Genomic DNA, 15747 nt, shown 5'->3' with positions numbered 1-15747 from the left:
AAACAGACGATTTAACACCATGTCGTATCGATAGGAGAGGTGCTATGGATTTAAGTCATGTTAATCAGCTCGATAATGTCATTTTACTCAGTATCTTAAATGAAAAGCTGCGCATTGAATGCAACAGTTACGAGGAGCTAGCCAGTCGCTATGAATTAGATACCGATATGGTGAGGCAAAAACTGGCAGACGTCGGGTATCATTACGACCCGTTGACCAATCAATTCAAAGCGGTTTAGAGCGCTTTTCCACTTAGATCTTCGCCATCTTGATCCCATCAAGGTGGCTTTGGCACTGTTGCCGTGCGGTGGAAAAAAACGCCTGTAGATAACGTTTTTCGCGCTCGCTTGCGCGAACGCCAGCATAAAGCCGACGCCATAATCCATTACCTAGTGGTAGGCTTTGAATAAGGCCTTGACGTGAAAACTCACTGATGGCCCAGTTTGGCAGAGCAGCAACGCCTAAACCAGCCGACACCATTTGCACCAACATCAAGGTATTATCCGCTTGTTTCCAGCGTGAAGGCTCGATATGAGCTGGCGCAAGAAAATGTTTTACAACGTCTAGGCGTTGCTTTTGCACCGGATAGGAAAGCAGCGTTTGATCTTGTAAATCGCTCGGTTGAATTCGTTTTGAATCTGCCAATGGGTGGTTGGTGGCTGTAATGAGGCGCATCTCAAAATCGAACAAAGGCTCATAATGAATTTCAGCTCGAGTCTGAATGTCAGAAGTGATCACCAAATCCAGCTCGCCGGCTGCCAAAGCCGCTAGAGGCTCAAAGCCAAAACCGGATGAAAAATCCAATGCAACGGATGGCCAATTTTGCTGATACTCGCGTAGTGCTGGCATGAGCCACTGAAAACAGGAGTGGCATTCGATCGCCATATGCAGACGCCCATTCACATCCTCTTTTAAACTCGCAAGTTCATTTTCGGCTCGAGCAAGCTGAGGTAACACATTTTGTGCCAACGTGAGCAGAATTTCTCCTTCGGCGGTGAACTTAACAGGGCGAGTTTTACGCAAAAACAGGGCGCCGCCAATTCGAGTTTCTAACTCTTTTAACTGATGTGACAACGCCGATTGGGTGAGGTGCAAAGAGGTTGCGGTCGCAGTCAGTGACCCGGTGTCGCGTAACGTTTGTAACGTACGTAGATGCTTCAGCTCAATCATAAAACGCCTCCTTGCGTAATTCAGTGACCGGCAAATGACATTTCCTACTTAGAACTCGAGTGGTCCGTTTCGAGTTTGTTGAGGCCATTTGGGTTACGTTACCTTGACGCGTAATAAATGTAAACATCTGGACGTCTACATGTCTTAGTTAGGTTTTTGTGTTGTCTTGGGTATATACGTGAAATTCATTCATGATCGCAATGAATATTTCCCGTTTGGCCTGAGTGAGATAACTCGTTTAAATGATCACAAGGCGAACCCTTTCCGCTTCACCTTGTGTAAAAAGCGAAGTGATTTTTTTTGGGGGGGAGGCAGGCAATGACACGACAGGGATGAAATCATGACAACACACATTTTGGGTTACCCTCGCATTGGGGCAAAACGGGAATTAAAATTTGGCCTTGAACAGTATTGGCGCGGCGAGATCACACAAAAGCAATTAAACACGATTGGGCGAGCGATACGTCAAGAAAACTGGCGCACTCAGAGCGATTCGGGTTTGAGTTGGGTAACGGTGGGTGATTTTGCTTGGTATGACCAAGTATTGAATACATCAATGATGCTGGGTCATATTCCTAAACGTCATCGTAATGGGTTTCCAACGTTAGATACCATGTTTGATATTGCGCGAGGTAAGGCGCACGCGGGCCAAGATGGTTGCGCCGCAAGTGAAATGACCAAATGGTTTAATACCAATTACCTGCTTTAATGTCATATCTGTGATATGCTGTAAATCCAACGTAAGGAGGCAGTATGCACGATCTAAGAGGTAGAACAGTAATCAGTTACATGCGGTTCTCAAGCACTAAGCAGAAGTTGGGAGACTCAGAGCGAAGACAGATAGAAGCGATTACCGATTTTGTTAATAAAGCAGGAGCAGCATTAGACGAAACATTATCAATGAGTGACCCTGCATTATCGGCTTTTAAATCTGAACATATATCTAAAGGTGAATTGGGCGTATTCTTTGAAGCACTTAAAGAAAAAGAAATAATATTACCGACAAATCCTAAACACGTATTAATGATCGAGAAATTAGACCGATTAACACGTTTATCATTGAAAGATGGACGTAGATTAATTGAAGACTTACTTGAATACGTCGATATATATGAACTAGGTTACAACAAATTATACACAGAAGAAGCAGCAGATGATCTCGCTACTGCTTTAGTTCTTGCTGTTAGAATTGACGCAGCGCATCAATACAGTAAAAACCTTTCTGATCGTTTGCTTGCCACGTGGGATAACAAATATCGTACTCAGAAGCACACAAGCAATAAAACGCCGTATTGGTTGCAAAGGACATCAACGGGATATGAATTAATAGAAGACAGAGCAATTATTGTTAGACGTATATTCAATGAATACGCGAAAGGCAACTCACCTCGTTCGATTGCTCAAGGACTTAATGCAGATAATATATTGCACTTCAAAAATGGATCTTGGAACCAAACAAAGATAAAGAATATTATTAACTCGTATTCTGTTACAGGTGATATTAAAAGCCAATCAAGAACGAAGGATTTAAAACGAGCAAATAAAGAAGAAGCGGATCTGATTATAAGTGATGTATATCCGCAGGTGATATCACACGAATTATTTGATAAGTGCCAAGTGCCAAGAATGCAGCGCGAATTTGGAGCAGGTAAGAAAGCCGCATATAATGAAAATCTATTTGAAGGTATTATAAAATGCAATGAATGCGGTTCTACATATACCTATCACAAGAAAGGTAGATATATCTGTTCTAACCGTGATACAGGTGGAACGTGTTCAAATGGATCAATTGAAGTTAAAGCGGTTGAAGAAGCAATTTCAAAATCGTTATTCTTGCATCTAAGGAATGAAGGGGTATTCAATACTGAAAAGGATACTACATTAATTGATCAATTATCGTTGAAAATCTCTAAGAAAGAAAAAGCGTTAAAGCAACTGACCGAATACGCCGAAACATTGGAGGAAGAAGACGTAACGATAACTATTTCAATATCAAAGCATAAGAACGAAATAAAAGAATTAACGAAAGAAATAGATCTGCTGTCTCAAAGTGAAACCGAGGTACTTGATCTGAATTGGTCAGAAGTAGCCAACGGAGATGAAGAAATAAGAGTAAAAGCCAAGAAAATTTATTTAAGACTGTTGCAGTCATTACGTGTTCACAAATACAACGGCAGAAGCAAACAGCCGTATTTCTTGTTGTACGAGTTGCAGGATCGTGAGTGGATGATCCGTATAGAACAACAGAAACAGGAGCGTAAGGAGTTCATAGGTGGTTCAGAGAAACAGGTACTTGAGTATTACACTATGCCAGTTATCACACACGAAACGTTAGAGCAGAACATTGAACGCAGTTCTATCCTGAAGCACCTTGTAAACGCAGCCACAAGCGCGCAGGAGGAGTTGAACGCTTAGATGGAGTCAAGTACAAGTGTCGGCAGTATCACAATATCAAAAAGGTGTGAGACTAGATTTTGGAAACTGCTAGTAAGCAGTAAGAATATCTATATATTAAGCAATAAAACAAAACGTAAGGATCATCTATGAAGAAAATGATATTGGTTGGCGTCCTATCTGCTCTATCGTCTGCATCCAATGCGGCTGAAGTAACTCAAGCGGACGTTTGTCGTGAATTAGGCGATTTATCAGTAAAAATTATGACAGCACGTCAGAACGGAATTCCCCTATCTACCATGCTAGAAGCACTTAATGACGATACAGCGGTTGCTAACCACATGAAACAGGTAATCATTGAGGCATATAAGCAACCGCGTTATAGCACGGACGAAATGAGAGCAAGGACAATAGAGGACTTTAGGAATGACGTAGAACTAGAGTGCTTCCAAGCGGCGAACTGATACAGACGTTAAGCCTTAAATATTAGCCCCAGAACGCCCAAGAGCACCGTTTAAGCGCATCACCTGAACCAATGCATAACTTATTACAGAAGCCCACAGGAGCGCGTATAGAGCGTTTCGTGGGCTTTTTGATTTTATATATAACAACCTGTTTCAAGGGGTATCAAATTTTATCAGAACGATATACCATATAGTGAACTTGAGTCAGTAATTAAGTGAGATTATATGAACTGCAAATATCAAATGTTCTTTGATGCTAAAACAGACACTAAGTTAGATGAGTTATCAATGAAATTAACTAAGAACGGACGCAGATTGTATTTTGTAAAAGGCGATCAGTTCAGTCGTGATGATGTCATTGATTACGTAGTTCGAAAATATAACGTGATGATACGTCATTAAGGAGTAATTAAGTTATAATACCACAGTGTTAACCTGCAAATTAACACCGCCCTTGGATCATTGGTTCAAGGGCTTTTATTTGTCCTAACTTAACCCTATTTTCCCTAAGCACTTAGGACATCATAAATTGTTGATATTAAATCAGAATATCAATTGTCCTAACTTGTCCTAATGTCCTAGGGTTCTACTTGTCCCCACTTGTCCCCTTGTCCCCACTTTTCGTCGATTTGTCTCCATTTCGGGTGTTTGCCTCCACCTAGTGAAGACAACCTAATCTACTGAAATATAACATAAAATGCACTTGTCTCCACTGTCTTCACTGTCTTCACCTATTCGACAAAACCAACGATTTGTCCCCACCTACGCATAGTTGTCCCCACCTAAATGAGGACAATTTTCCAACCTGTTTCAGTGGCTATCAAAGTTAAACAGAACGCTATATCATATCTTACAGATATCCAGAAATATCGTGTCATAATAAAAGTAATAACTATTTTTATAAATAGAAGTAGATAAACCAAAAGAGGGCAAGAAATATGCTACAGAAGCGCACAAGCGGTCGCCCAGCGAGCGACGATAAAACTATTTTCGCTGTATACGATCAAGCAAAGACATATACAAATGTAAGCGTGGCGAAGCAAAACGGGATCAGTTTAAGTACTGTTTCACGTTTCAAACGCATCGTTAAAAATGACCCTGATCGTTTTCAGGAATACATGACTAAAGAAGAATACGCAGTGTTGAAATACAAGAAAGATATTAAGGGGAAATAAAATGCAGATTGAATTCAGCCGTAAAGAAATGGATCACATCAACAAATATAAAGGTGATTACTCAGACAAACGTTATATTCGCCAGTTGATCCGTGAAGATATGAAGAAGAAAGAAAACGAAGAAAGCCAAGGGGCAAATAATGAGACTAAGCGCAAGTGATTTAAAAGCACGTTTCGAGTTAACACCAATCGCAACATATCTAACTAACACAGGTCGAGGAAAATCAAATTCAGTAAGCGAGTTCGCAGAATTATTAAGGCCAAGCAAAACATATAAAGACCGTTATTTTCCACGGTTCGATGATTGTCGTGTTATTTTCGCAACTAACACGCGTGAAAACCGAGACGCAATGAATAAAAAGAACTCACTTTTTACTATCGTTCGTGGTGTTTCAGAAATCCTTGAAGAATATGCAGGTAAAGAAGTATCAGAAGAATATATTCGTTTGTTGACTCAAGAACCATCAGAGCGCACAAGATTAAAGCGTATGGAGCAAGATGGATTTATTACAAGCACTGACTCAGAAATACTAAAAGCGTTAATTACAAAGGAGTTCACAAAACTATTCCGTGAACCTTTTATTACTATGACTTATCAGAAGTTGGTAATGTTCAAGAGTTTCAAGTTCCTGAATAACTGTTATGTATTTCTGGACGAAATGAGACAAGACCGTATTTGGACAGGCGAAGGAGTTTTCAAAGTTTGGGGATCTGAATACAAAGAGAAGATTAACAAGCGCATTAATAACTTCACGCACTCAATCGTAGATAAAGCGAATAAAGGTGAAATCAAGGGGATTGCTTTATTATCAGCAGAAGAAAGCCTAGAAGCAGCGTTAGAAAGTCCAACGTTTCCACCTTTCAGAAAGGATTATAAAGGGACTGATATCACCTATAAACTGTCAAATATTGACCCACTACACGATGATAAATTAACGATCTGCATTGTTCACGGCACAAGTGATCGCCGTATGACGAAACGCACGTTTGCCAAGTTAGCAAGGAAGCAAGGTTATAAAGTTATTACAGACGGGAAATATGAGACTGAAACAGGAGATTATGAGGCAATCGGGGATTTCACTATTGAAGGTGTAAAGGGTAGTAATAAGTTAATGGACGTTGATCTATGCACTATTATCAGCACACCGCACCCGCAAGAGTTCACGCCAGTTATGGCATCGTGTGAACTCTCAGCGGATGAAGCAAAGGCGTTAGTCGCGAGTGATAAAGCAAATCAAGCAGTAGGACGTAACACAGGATATCGTAACCACGGCAACGGTAAACATATTCTGATTGTACCTGAAAATATTTATTCATCTCTGAACCTGCATACAACAGGAAATATTATTTACGCAAAGAAACGCAAGGACGTGCAGAATTTACCAGATAACGCAGCAAGTAATATTCTAAAGGCTTTTTATAAAGACAACGTTTATTACTGTCAAATGGCTGCGTATGAAATCGCACTCAGTATTAAGTTGTCAGCAGACCAACGTCTAGCAGTTCGACAAGTGAAGAAAGATATTAAATCACTGTTGGAATATTACGGATTAAGTAAGAAACATATCCGTGAAGATAAACTAGTTAAAGTTGTTATTGAAATGCTGTTCACCTTCAATATTGAGCAGAAGCGCAAGACCGTAGCAGGGGCTAAAACAGAATGCTACTGCGAGAAGGAAATCCAACACACCGCCGCACAGCAAGCACTGTTGGACGATTGGCAAGCACTGGAAGACCTAGAAGCAATCCGAGATCTAACCAAGGACGAACGCAAGCAGCGAAAAGCCCTATGGGAAGCGTATTGCGAGGCACTGAGCGACTGACCCCAAAAGGGTAGAAAAATGCACTATTACTAATAATATTATTAGCAAAGGTGCAAATTTCTACCCCTATTATCCCACCCAAAGCACATCCAGATAGGCGAAGCCTAACAATATTACAGGGACTACAGATATTAAGGAGAAATAATGAAAGGAAGAAAACGAGCAACAGCAAGAAAGAAGATCTACTTCTACATGCTTGAAGAAGAAAGACGAATTAGAAAACGCAGCAGGAGAAAATATTGAATGAGTACGTGCCACTGACAGAAGATGAAGCACTAGAACTAATCATAGAATACCTACTTACACAAAAATTAACATCTAATAACGGACGTAAATCAAGGGAAGCAGTTCAACCAGACGAAGCGCTTGAATTACTGCGCGTCAATACCGACCACCTGAAAGAAGAAGGCATAATAAGATGATATCAAAATATAAACCATTGCCCGCACTACGTACGGACATATCAAAAGCAAGTACTACAGAAGAAATAAACGCTGTTCGTGATGATATACAAAGCACTAATGATAGGCTTAGATATATTGAACAACAGATGCATATTATAGAGAGTGATAATAATAATATGTTTAATAATATTATTGTTAACAGACATAAGACCCTGTGGCTTGAACACTATTACTTAACATTTAATAAAATCTATAAAGAAAAGTAGTACAGGGGGAGTGCAGCAACAATTTAAGCATGAAGCACGATTGCACCGCCTCCTCTTTCTTAAACAAATAAAGAACTTTCAGACGATTTTACACGGAGAGTAAATTGAAAAATCTAACTACAAGACAGCAACGCATAGCAAAACAGATCAAAGCCGACGTGCAAGACACTAATACTGTAAACGACGCACTAGCCGCATCAATGGCGGTTCTTATAACCACAATCGAAGATTGCAACGAGCACATCAATAAGCACGGCGTTTTATTAGTTGAAACGGGATCTAGAAAGCAGCAGATCACAAAAGAAAATCCAGCAGTGAATACACGAGATAAAGCAATAAAACAACTGAATGTTATTGCTAGAACAATAAAGATCGAAACTGAGAAAGTGAAAGAAAGTTCTCTTAATGATCTACTTAATAACATACAGCAGATCAATAAAAAGGAGCAGTGATGAACTACAAGGACTTAAAAACATTCCCTGAATTAATTGAACTACACATGACAGCAAAATCATTTGAAGAACTGGCTTATTTGAAGTGCGAGAAGGAACTGACGCAGAAAGAGATAGACAGGTTAACTAATGAAGCAGATCGGCTATTACGTGAAACAGACGATTTTTATATGTCGAATGCACAGGTATGCATTAGGCAAGCACGTATTAAGTACTATTTGAATAGAGCAAAGTATCTTATTACTGGCGAATAGAAAAAGGGACTGAATGCCAGAAGATGAAGCAAAACAGTCCCAAAAACCCACTTATACAAGGAAGTAATGAAAACCAATGAGCATCCCACTATTGACTTTAATCACCAATGCTTACCATTCCAAGGTATTTTATTTAAGGAGTACTGCGGCGCGAAGCCGTGAAACTGGAAGTTAGAAATAAAATAGATTTATTCATAAGCAGTCTCCAGTCAGTTGTTAGAAATAATAAAAGGTTGCGTTAAATGTTAAACTTACAAGTTTAATAATAAAAGAACCTTCCAGTTTTCGGCTTCAGGCTTATTACCCCAAAGGATTACATAACAACTAAGAGTACATCTTAATAAGCATCTAATACTATTTATTATATAAGTCGAACCGCCCAAGAATAAATACCCCTGTACGGAAAGCGTGCACGCTTTTCAAATCAAATTAATACAGGGGTTTATTATGAGCATCCAAAATAAAATCGACAATATTTCTTCAATTGAAGGAATGAAATCAGTTCTTAAAGATATCGTTGAAGATATCGCAGACGTTGAAACTAAATCGCAACGTAACAAAGTAACCAAACAAAAAGAAATCAATTTTCAGGAAGTAGCAAAGCAAACACTGAAGATCGCTTTTAAAACAGCAGGAGCAGGCCATAAAGAAGGTCTAGAGCAGTTCGCGCATCGAGCGGGATTGTATAAGCATAACGATATCACAAACGGACTACGCGAATACGCAGAAGCAAAAGCACTTGATACGGGCATTTCTGGATCAGCAACTATTCAAGAAATGGTTTCAAGTGAATTAAATGAACTTGCTATTCTTAATGATATTATTCTACAACAAGTTAGACGTGGTTCACTGCCAGATGGATCGCCTTATCGAGTGCCAAAAATAGGACAACGCCCTAATGTTGTACCAACAACCGAGAATATTAACGGTGAAGTATTCAATCCAACATTGAACCAAGAATATATTTTCACTAGCGCAGATTTTAGTAAATCCGCAAGTATGCCAGCGTTCACGCACGAGATTATTCAAGACTCAACTCGCGATGTTGAAGCAGATTGTATGCGACTTATTGCTGACCAAAGAGCGTTTCACTTCATTTCAGAACTTCTATTTGCGGATGGATCAGATGATCATTTGCGTGGTGTATTAACTAGCCGTATTGACTCAGATAACAGTTACACAGAAGCACTTAAAGAAGACGAAGACCGCGATCAAGAATACTTGAAGGTAATTAAAACCGAAACGGCAAACGAATTACCAGTAAATGACACTGACTTAATTGATTTCTTGGTAGATGTTCAGAGTGATATTTCATTCAAATACCAAGGTAATAGTGCTTGGTATCTATCAAAAGAAGCATTCAAACGACTTCGTAAAGTTAAAGTGAATGAAACAGCAGGTGATAACCGTCCTTTATTAGTTCAGGATTTCGGCGAATTAACTGGCGAACAAAAACAAACTAATTGGTCGTTACTTGGTAAACCTGTTTACGTAATTGATCAGTTAAACGCTACAGCAGGAACAGCAAACGACATCCCATTATTTTATGGTGATCTATCCGCTTGTATTGAGTTCGGTACTATTTCAGGTTCTGAGCACGTAGTTATTGACGAGGTGACGATCAAAGGTCAGAAAGCGATTTATTCGGATGTTCGTTTCTACTCAGTAATGCATAACAATGATGCAGTTCGTGTTGTAGTAGCAGCGGCATAAGGGAGGGCTAATTATGACTCCTTTAATTAAACGTCTGCATGAAGACGGCAAGAAAGAACTTAATACAACAAGTGGTGCAGCAACTATTCAACAGCAGTTGACATCTTCATATATTGAAAAAGCACTTGATAATGATGTTCTATTATCACGTATGGCATATGAAGTTGCTAACTCTCCGAAGTTCAGTAAACCAGTTCTAAAAATATACACTTCAGTTCAAGATGGAACAGAAGGACAAGCACCAACTAAGTCTACTGATCCTGTTTATATTCAACAGAACGCGATATTTCATAAGAATGAAAGTCTAGTATCAGTAACGCACGAAATTATTCAGGACTCACAAGTTAATGTTGTTCAGCACGTATTTTCGCAAGTCGGTAATCTTACAGCAGTTAAAATGCAAGATGACTTATTGAATGACAATATTGATTTTGGTTTGGCTAATTACTGCATTGATAAAGAAGGCCAGCATCTGAACTCAAATGTGCCATATCAAGAAGCAATCAAGAGCGATAATGATCGTGACGATTATGTATTTCAAGTGCATAAAAGCGGCGTAGATCATACTTGGGGCGGTGATACTCAATCTAAGATACGTTTTATGATTGATCTTATTAAGTCAGTGCCTAGCCGTTATCAAATGGCTGAAGACTTCGCGATATACATGAACCGTGAAAATTGGTTCAGTGAGTTCAATTTTATCACTGAAAATACAGGCGATAATGTTAACCACAATATCACGCCTTACACTTGGCAAGGTTACAAGGTAGTAATTATTGATAATCTGGCTGATGACGTTATTTTCGTTGGTTCACTGATGAACGCTTATTCACTTCTAAGTTTAAATGGTTCAGTTGTTAATATTGAAGACGAAATCACAGAGAAGGGATTGTCTCAGTACTACACAAGTAATCGCTTTTCTGGTTTACTGTTGGATAACACGGCTATTCGTTTTGGTGTTAAAGCCGCTTAAAAGAACAACACTGATACATATAAAAATAATAAATCAGTGCAAGTCCTTTTCGCCCTGATCCTTGATCGGGGCATTTTTATTTCAAGGAGCGAATATGGCTTATAAAGCAGGACAACTAACAATAGATCTGCAAGCGAATAGCGCACAACTATCACGCGCTTTATCCGCAGCAGAAAAGAAAACTTCTAAGTCACTTAATAAAATGGCAAAGGATGCCAATAAAGCAAACGGAAGTTTCAAGAAACTAACATCAAGAATAAGCGCAATTGCCAATCCAGCAACAATAGCGGCAACAGCAATAACGGCAGTCACAGCAGCAGTTATTGCAGCAGGTCAGCATAGTTTGGAATTAAGCAAACAACTTGAACGATCAGCGGAAGCCGCAGGTTTAAGCATTACTGAATTTCAAAATATGTCACTGGCTGTAAGGTCAGTTGGTATCGACACAGAACAACTAGGTTCAATACTTGGGGATACTGAAGAAAAGATCGGTGATTTCCTTGCTACGGGCGGCGGTGGTTTTCAGGACTTCGTTGATGTAATGGGATTAACTGAAGGTCAAGCAATCGCTACTGCGACTGAATTACAAAAACTTTCAGGTAAAGACGTTCTAGTTGAAATGGTTCGTCAAATGGAAGAAGCAGGTGTTTCAGCGGAGAAGATGAACTTTGCATTAGAAGGAATGGCAAGTGACGCAAGATACTTGATCCCACTGTTGACAGGTAATGCAGAGAAATTAACAACGCTTGAAACTAAGTACGGAAAATTAGCATCAACACTTAATACGCGCACTGTAGTAGCACTTAAAGAGGCATCTACACAGACCGAATTATTAACTAATAATGCATCAAACTTTGTTACCAGTTGGGCAACGCCTATAACAGAGGCGTATAACAATATTGCTGAAGCGGTTAATAAGTGGTTAACAGCGCAGGTTAAATTAAACCAAGAACTGAATGCCAGTATTAAAAAGACACAAGATGTTGCAGCACCTTATAAAGAGGAAATCGCAGAAGTTGAAAGTGAGATTGAAAGTCTTCGATCACAAATGGCTAAACCAGTTGTTAGTTTTTGGGGCGCAACTGAATTAACTGAAGCAGAAAAGGAAACTAACGCTAGATTAGAAGAACAAATAAAACTTCGCGAGGAAACTATTAAGCAACTCAATAAGGCTAAAAATCTTGCTATTCAAACAAGCGGCCTAACTGCAAAATTAGTTGAACCAACTCAAGCGACTAAACCAGATGCTAAACCTAAAGATGAACCTAAAGATGAACCTGAAGAAGATACAGCAGACGCAGCACTAAAAGCACATCAAGATTTTCTTAATAAAAAGTACGCGATGGATAGTATGTATGTTGATAACGCTATTCTGAAAGAGCGTTCACGTATTGATCAATTACTTGAATTTGAAAAGCAGTACGTCAAAGACAAAGAAATGATCGCTATTCTTGAGACTGAAAAGGAACAAGCAAGACTTGATGAACTTGTTAGAAATATGGTTATTACCAGAGAGCAAGCGGATCAAGCAATATTACAGTTCACCACTGAACGTAATGCGGCAGAATTGAAACTGGAACTTCAGAAGCAGGGCGATATATTAAACGGTCTATCTAATCTATTCGGTGAAAACAAAGCATTAGCAATAGCAGCATTCGCCTTCACCAAGGGCGCAGCACTGGCAGAAATGGTTATTCTACAATCACAAGCAATAGCAGGTGTTTGGGCGGATCAAACCTTACCTTGGTATACGAAAGCAGCACAGATCGGTGTTGCAGTAGCAAGTATTGCAGCAGAAATAGGTAATATCCAATCAGCAGCAATAGGTCAATTTCATGATGGAGGTATGATCCCAAGAGACGGCACTTATTATATGCAGGGCGGTGAAATGGTTATACCTAAAGATACTGTTTCTGACTTCGTTGATAATGCAGGTTCAGGTTCAGGTGGTACTACTATCAGTGCGCCTATCACAATAAACGGATCTGTGACCGATGAAGCGTGGTTTAGTAAACAACTGATGAAGCAACGCAACGTAATATATGCGGCGCAGCAGAAATCAGAACGTGAAAATCCGACAAAGCGCAGGAGATAATATGATTGATACTAGAATAATGTTTAATGGCTTTGAAGGTGCGCCAGCAATTAATGAAGTATCAAAATCACTTCAGTACTTCGATCCTAAACCTGCCTTTAGAAAAGGTAAGAAAGTATATAAGTCTAATCCACTTCAAAATGATATTCGTCTATCACTTAAAGAGTCAGCGAATATATTAGGAAAGAAAGCCGCAGCGTTAGCACCAAAGCAACTTGAAACTAAAGAAGGTCTTATTCATTTGAAGGACTCGATTAAAGTACGTGTTTCAGGGAATAAAGCAGTTAACAAATATAATGATGGTGTTGTTGCGAAAGCCAAGGTTACTACGTCAGGTAGAAATGTTGGTTGGTATGCGGCAGTGGTTGAATGGGGACGCGACGAGGGTGAAGTGGGAGCAATGGACGCACAGCCGTTTATGGTTCCCGCGATAATGGCTGTTGGTGATCGTGCTATATCTGCCTTTTATCAGTCGTATACCGTAAGATGGAATAAGCGAGCCAAGGCACTACAGCGCAAGGTTCAACAGAAAGTTAAGCGCTACAAACGATAACGAAAGCCGTCCTGTATTGGGCGGCTTTTTACTGAAATGACGTTAATGAAATTTATTGACCAATTATCACTATATCGTACCGGAATTTCACGCCGATGACCGATTTACGCTCGCTTGGTCGCAGCTGTTCGATGAAGTTAGCGAAGCTCAGACGCTTGGTTATCAAGTCAAACCTGTTTTGCTCGGTCCGCTGAGCTATCTCTATTTGGGTAAATCGGCTGAGCCTGATTTTGACCGTTTGACTCTGTTGCCACGACTCCTAGTTGGTTACCAAGCGGTTTTGGCTAAATTGAGCCAGCTTGGTATCGAGTGGGTGCAAATCGATGAGCCGATCCTCGCACTGGATCTTGAGTCGAAGTGGCAAGATGCGTTTAAGTTGGCTTACCAAATTTTACGTTGTGATATTAATGTGTTACTCACAACCTATTTTGGCGCGGTGAATGATAAGTTATCGATGTTAACCCAATTGGCTGTTGATGGGTTGCATATCGACCTTAGCGCAGCGCCGGAACAGTTGAATTCCGTGTTAGCCGCGCTGCCAGAAGATTGGGTGTTGTCACTTGGGATCATTAACGGTCGTAATATTTGGCGAGCTGATTTAGCTCATTATGCCGAGCGCTTAAGAGATGTTAAAACGCAGCTTGGCGCGCGCTGCTGGATAGCCAGCTCATGTTCATTGCTGCACAGCCCTGTCGATTTAAGCCAAGAGAACGGACTCGACCCCACCACATATTCCTGGTTCGCGTTTGCAAAACAAAAGATGGATGAAATTGCCTTGTTGCACGACGCGTTAGAGCAAGAGAATGACGCGCAACGCGCCTGTGAACAATACAGTGCGCCATTACGTCAGCGTGAACAAGCATCAGAGGTGCATAAACCACATATTAGAGCGCGACTCAATGATGCTAATGCGCTTAGTGAGCGCGCGCTAAGTTATGCCGAGCGAGTTTCTCAGCAGCGCTCTGCATTGAATTTGCCACTGTTTCCTACCACCACCATTGGGTCGTTTCCGCAAACTGACGCAATTCGTCGAGCAAGGCGCGAACATCGGTTGGGGTTAATCACCGACGCTCAGTATCAAGATGCGATGCAATCGAATGTGCATGATGCCATACAACGACAAGAGCAATTGGGCTTAGATGTTCTGGTGCACGGAGAAGCGGAGCGCAATGACATGGTGGAATATTTCGCGGAGCGGCTTGAGGGTTTTCAAACCACTCAGTTGGGATGGGTACAAAGTTATGGTTCGCGCTGCGTGAAACCCGCTATTGTTGTGGCAGATATAGAGCGACCTGCGGCAATGACGCTAGATTGGGCTCAATACGCGCAGTCGCTGAGTGTCAAGCCAGTAAAAGGTATGTTGACCGGTCCGGTCACTATTATGTGCTGGACCTTTCCACGCGAAGATATTTCACGTCAGCAGATCACGGAGCAGCTCGCACTGGCTCTGCGTGATGAAGTGGATGATTTGCAGCGTGCGGGTATTGGTATTATTCAGATTGATGAACCAGCATTGCGTGAAGGGCTGCCATTGCGTCACCAAGCGCAAAGCGACTATCTAAATTGGGCGGTGAATGCCTTTAAAGTTGCCAGCGGTAGTGCATGGCCACAAACTCAAATTCACACCCATATGTGTTACAGCGATTTCAATCAGATCATTGATTCAGTCGCAGCGTTAGACGCAGATGTGATCACCATTGAGACATCGCGTTCAAATATGGCGCTATTGCATGCGTTTGAAGAGTTTGATTACCCGAACGAAATTGGTCCGGGAGTGTATGACATACACTCGCCAAATATTCCTAGCCAAGAGTGGATTGAAGCGCTTCTCACGAAAGCGGCGCAGCGTATTGCGCCTCAAAGGTTATGGGTTAACCCCGATTGCGGTTTAAAAACCCGGTGCTGGGAAGAGACAGAGGTGGCATTGACCAATATGGTGGCAGCGGCAAAAGCGCTTAGAGAGCAGTACGCGGCTTACCCGCTTTCCAATTGACGTTATTCCGCGACTGGC

The 15747-nt window shown here is 40.8% G+C and carries 14 protein-coding genes and 2 pseudogenes; 15 read left to right on the top strand and 1 reads right to left on the bottom strand.

All coding sequences use genetic code 11. The features are described 5' to 3' along the window. The first annotated feature begins 44 nt into the window (after nucleotides 1-44). The gene (locus HGP28_RS08995) at nucleotides 45-239 is read left to right on the top strand and encodes a DUF4250 domain-containing protein (RefSeq protein WP_168836115.1); all 195 of its coding nucleotides are present in this window, start codon (nucleotides 45-47) and stop codon (nucleotides 237-239) included. A 13-nt stretch (nucleotides 240-252) separates the two neighbouring features. Here HGP28_RS08995 and HGP28_RS08990 read toward each other — a convergent pair whose 3' ends face one another. Then, nucleotides 253-1170: a LysR substrate-binding domain-containing protein gene (locus tag HGP28_RS08990; protein ID WP_168836114.1), complete on the bottom strand. Its 918-nt coding sequence runs from the start codon at nucleotides 1168-1170 to the stop codon at nucleotides 253-255. 340 nt (nucleotides 1171-1510) lie between these two features. On the opposite strand from HGP28_RS08990, the pseudogene HGP28_RS08985 reads away from it, so the two are divergent. The 14 genes and pseudogenes from HGP28_RS08985 to metE all read left to right on the top strand — a co-directional run. Further along, nucleotides 1511-1870, top strand: a pseudogene (locus HGP28_RS08985) (5-methyltetrahydropteroyltriglutamate--homocysteine S-methyltransferase); the annotation flags it as partial. 53 nt (nucleotides 1871-1923) lie between these two features. Continuing rightward, complete coding sequence (locus tag HGP28_RS08980) at nucleotides 1924-3585, top strand: recombinase family protein (RefSeq protein ID WP_168836112.1); 1662 nt, start codon at nucleotides 1924-1926, stop codon at nucleotides 3583-3585. 128 nt (nucleotides 3586-3713) lie between these two features. After that, nucleotides 3714-4028, top strand: coding sequence for a hypothetical protein (locus tag HGP28_RS08975; protein ID WP_168836111.1), 315 nt, complete (start codon nucleotides 3714-3716; stop codon nucleotides 4026-4028). A 938-nt stretch (nucleotides 4029-4966) separates the two neighbouring features. Next, a complete protein-coding gene (locus HGP28_RS08970; RefSeq protein WP_168836110.1) occupies nucleotides 4967-5203 on the top strand; it encodes a hypothetical protein in 237 nt (78 codons plus the stop codon). A gap of 1 nt (nucleotide 5204) precedes the next feature. Continuing rightward, nucleotides 5205-5363, top strand: coding sequence for a hypothetical protein (locus tag HGP28_RS08965; RefSeq protein WP_168836109.1), 159 nt, complete (start codon nucleotides 5205-5207; stop codon nucleotides 5361-5363). Further along, complete coding sequence (locus HGP28_RS08960; RefSeq protein ID WP_168836108.1) at nucleotides 5344-7026, top strand: hypothetical protein; 1683 nt, start codon at nucleotides 5344-5346, stop codon at nucleotides 7024-7026. Before HGP28_RS08965 ends, HGP28_RS08960 begins: the two co-directional genes overlap by 20 nt. A gap of 239 nt (nucleotides 7027-7265) precedes the next feature. After that, nucleotides 7266-7448 (top strand): hypothetical protein, encoded by a 183-nt coding sequence (locus tag HGP28_RS08955; protein WP_168836107.1) that lies wholly within the window; start codon nucleotides 7266-7268, stop codon nucleotides 7446-7448. A 352-nt stretch (nucleotides 7449-7800) separates the two neighbouring features. Continuing rightward, nucleotides 7801-8148, top strand: a complete 348-nt coding sequence (locus tag HGP28_RS08950; protein ID WP_168836106.1) for a P27 family phage terminase small subunit — start codon at nucleotides 7801-7803, stop codon at nucleotides 8146-8148. Next, entirely contained in the window at nucleotides 8148-8402 is a 255-nt protein-coding gene (locus tag HGP28_RS08945; RefSeq protein ID WP_168836105.1) for a hypothetical protein, read from the top strand. Before HGP28_RS08950 ends, HGP28_RS08945 begins: the two co-directional genes overlap by 1 nt. A 447-nt stretch (nucleotides 8403-8849) precedes the next feature. Continuing rightward, nucleotides 8850-10115, top strand: coding sequence for a phage major capsid protein (locus tag HGP28_RS08940; protein ID WP_168836104.1), 1266 nt, complete (start codon nucleotides 8850-8852; stop codon nucleotides 10113-10115). Nucleotides 10116-10128: 13 nt separating this feature from the next. Then, the gene (locus HGP28_RS08935) at nucleotides 10129-11088 is read left to right on the top strand and encodes a phage major capsid protein (RefSeq protein WP_168836103.1); all 960 of its coding nucleotides are present in this window, start codon (nucleotides 10129-10131) and stop codon (nucleotides 11086-11088) included. Nucleotides 11089-11182: 94 nt separating this feature from the next. Further along, nucleotides 11183-13183, top strand: a complete 2001-nt coding sequence (locus HGP28_RS08930; RefSeq protein WP_168836102.1) for a hypothetical protein — start codon at nucleotides 11183-11185, stop codon at nucleotides 13181-13183. A 1-nt stretch (nucleotide 13184) separates the two neighbouring features. Then, complete coding sequence (locus tag HGP28_RS08925) at nucleotides 13185-13736, top strand: HK97-gp10 family putative phage morphogenesis protein (RefSeq protein WP_168836101.1); 552 nt, start codon at nucleotides 13185-13187, stop codon at nucleotides 13734-13736. Nucleotides 13737-13794: 58 nt separating this feature from the next. After that, nucleotides 13795-15729 (top strand): annotated as a pseudogene (gene metE / locus HGP28_RS08920) (5-methyltetrahydropteroyltriglutamate--homocysteine S-methyltransferase); the annotation flags it as partial. Nucleotides 15730-15747 lie beyond the last annotated feature (18 nt).

Origin of the sequence: Vibrio agarilyticus (genome assembly GCF_012641465.1) — a bacterium.
GTDB classification, from domain to species: Bacteria; Pseudomonadota; Gammaproteobacteria; order Enterobacterales; family Vibrionaceae; genus Vibrio; species Vibrio agarilyticus.
Note: the sequence above shows the minus strand (reverse complement) of the source record. Positions and strands in the feature narration are given on the sequence as shown.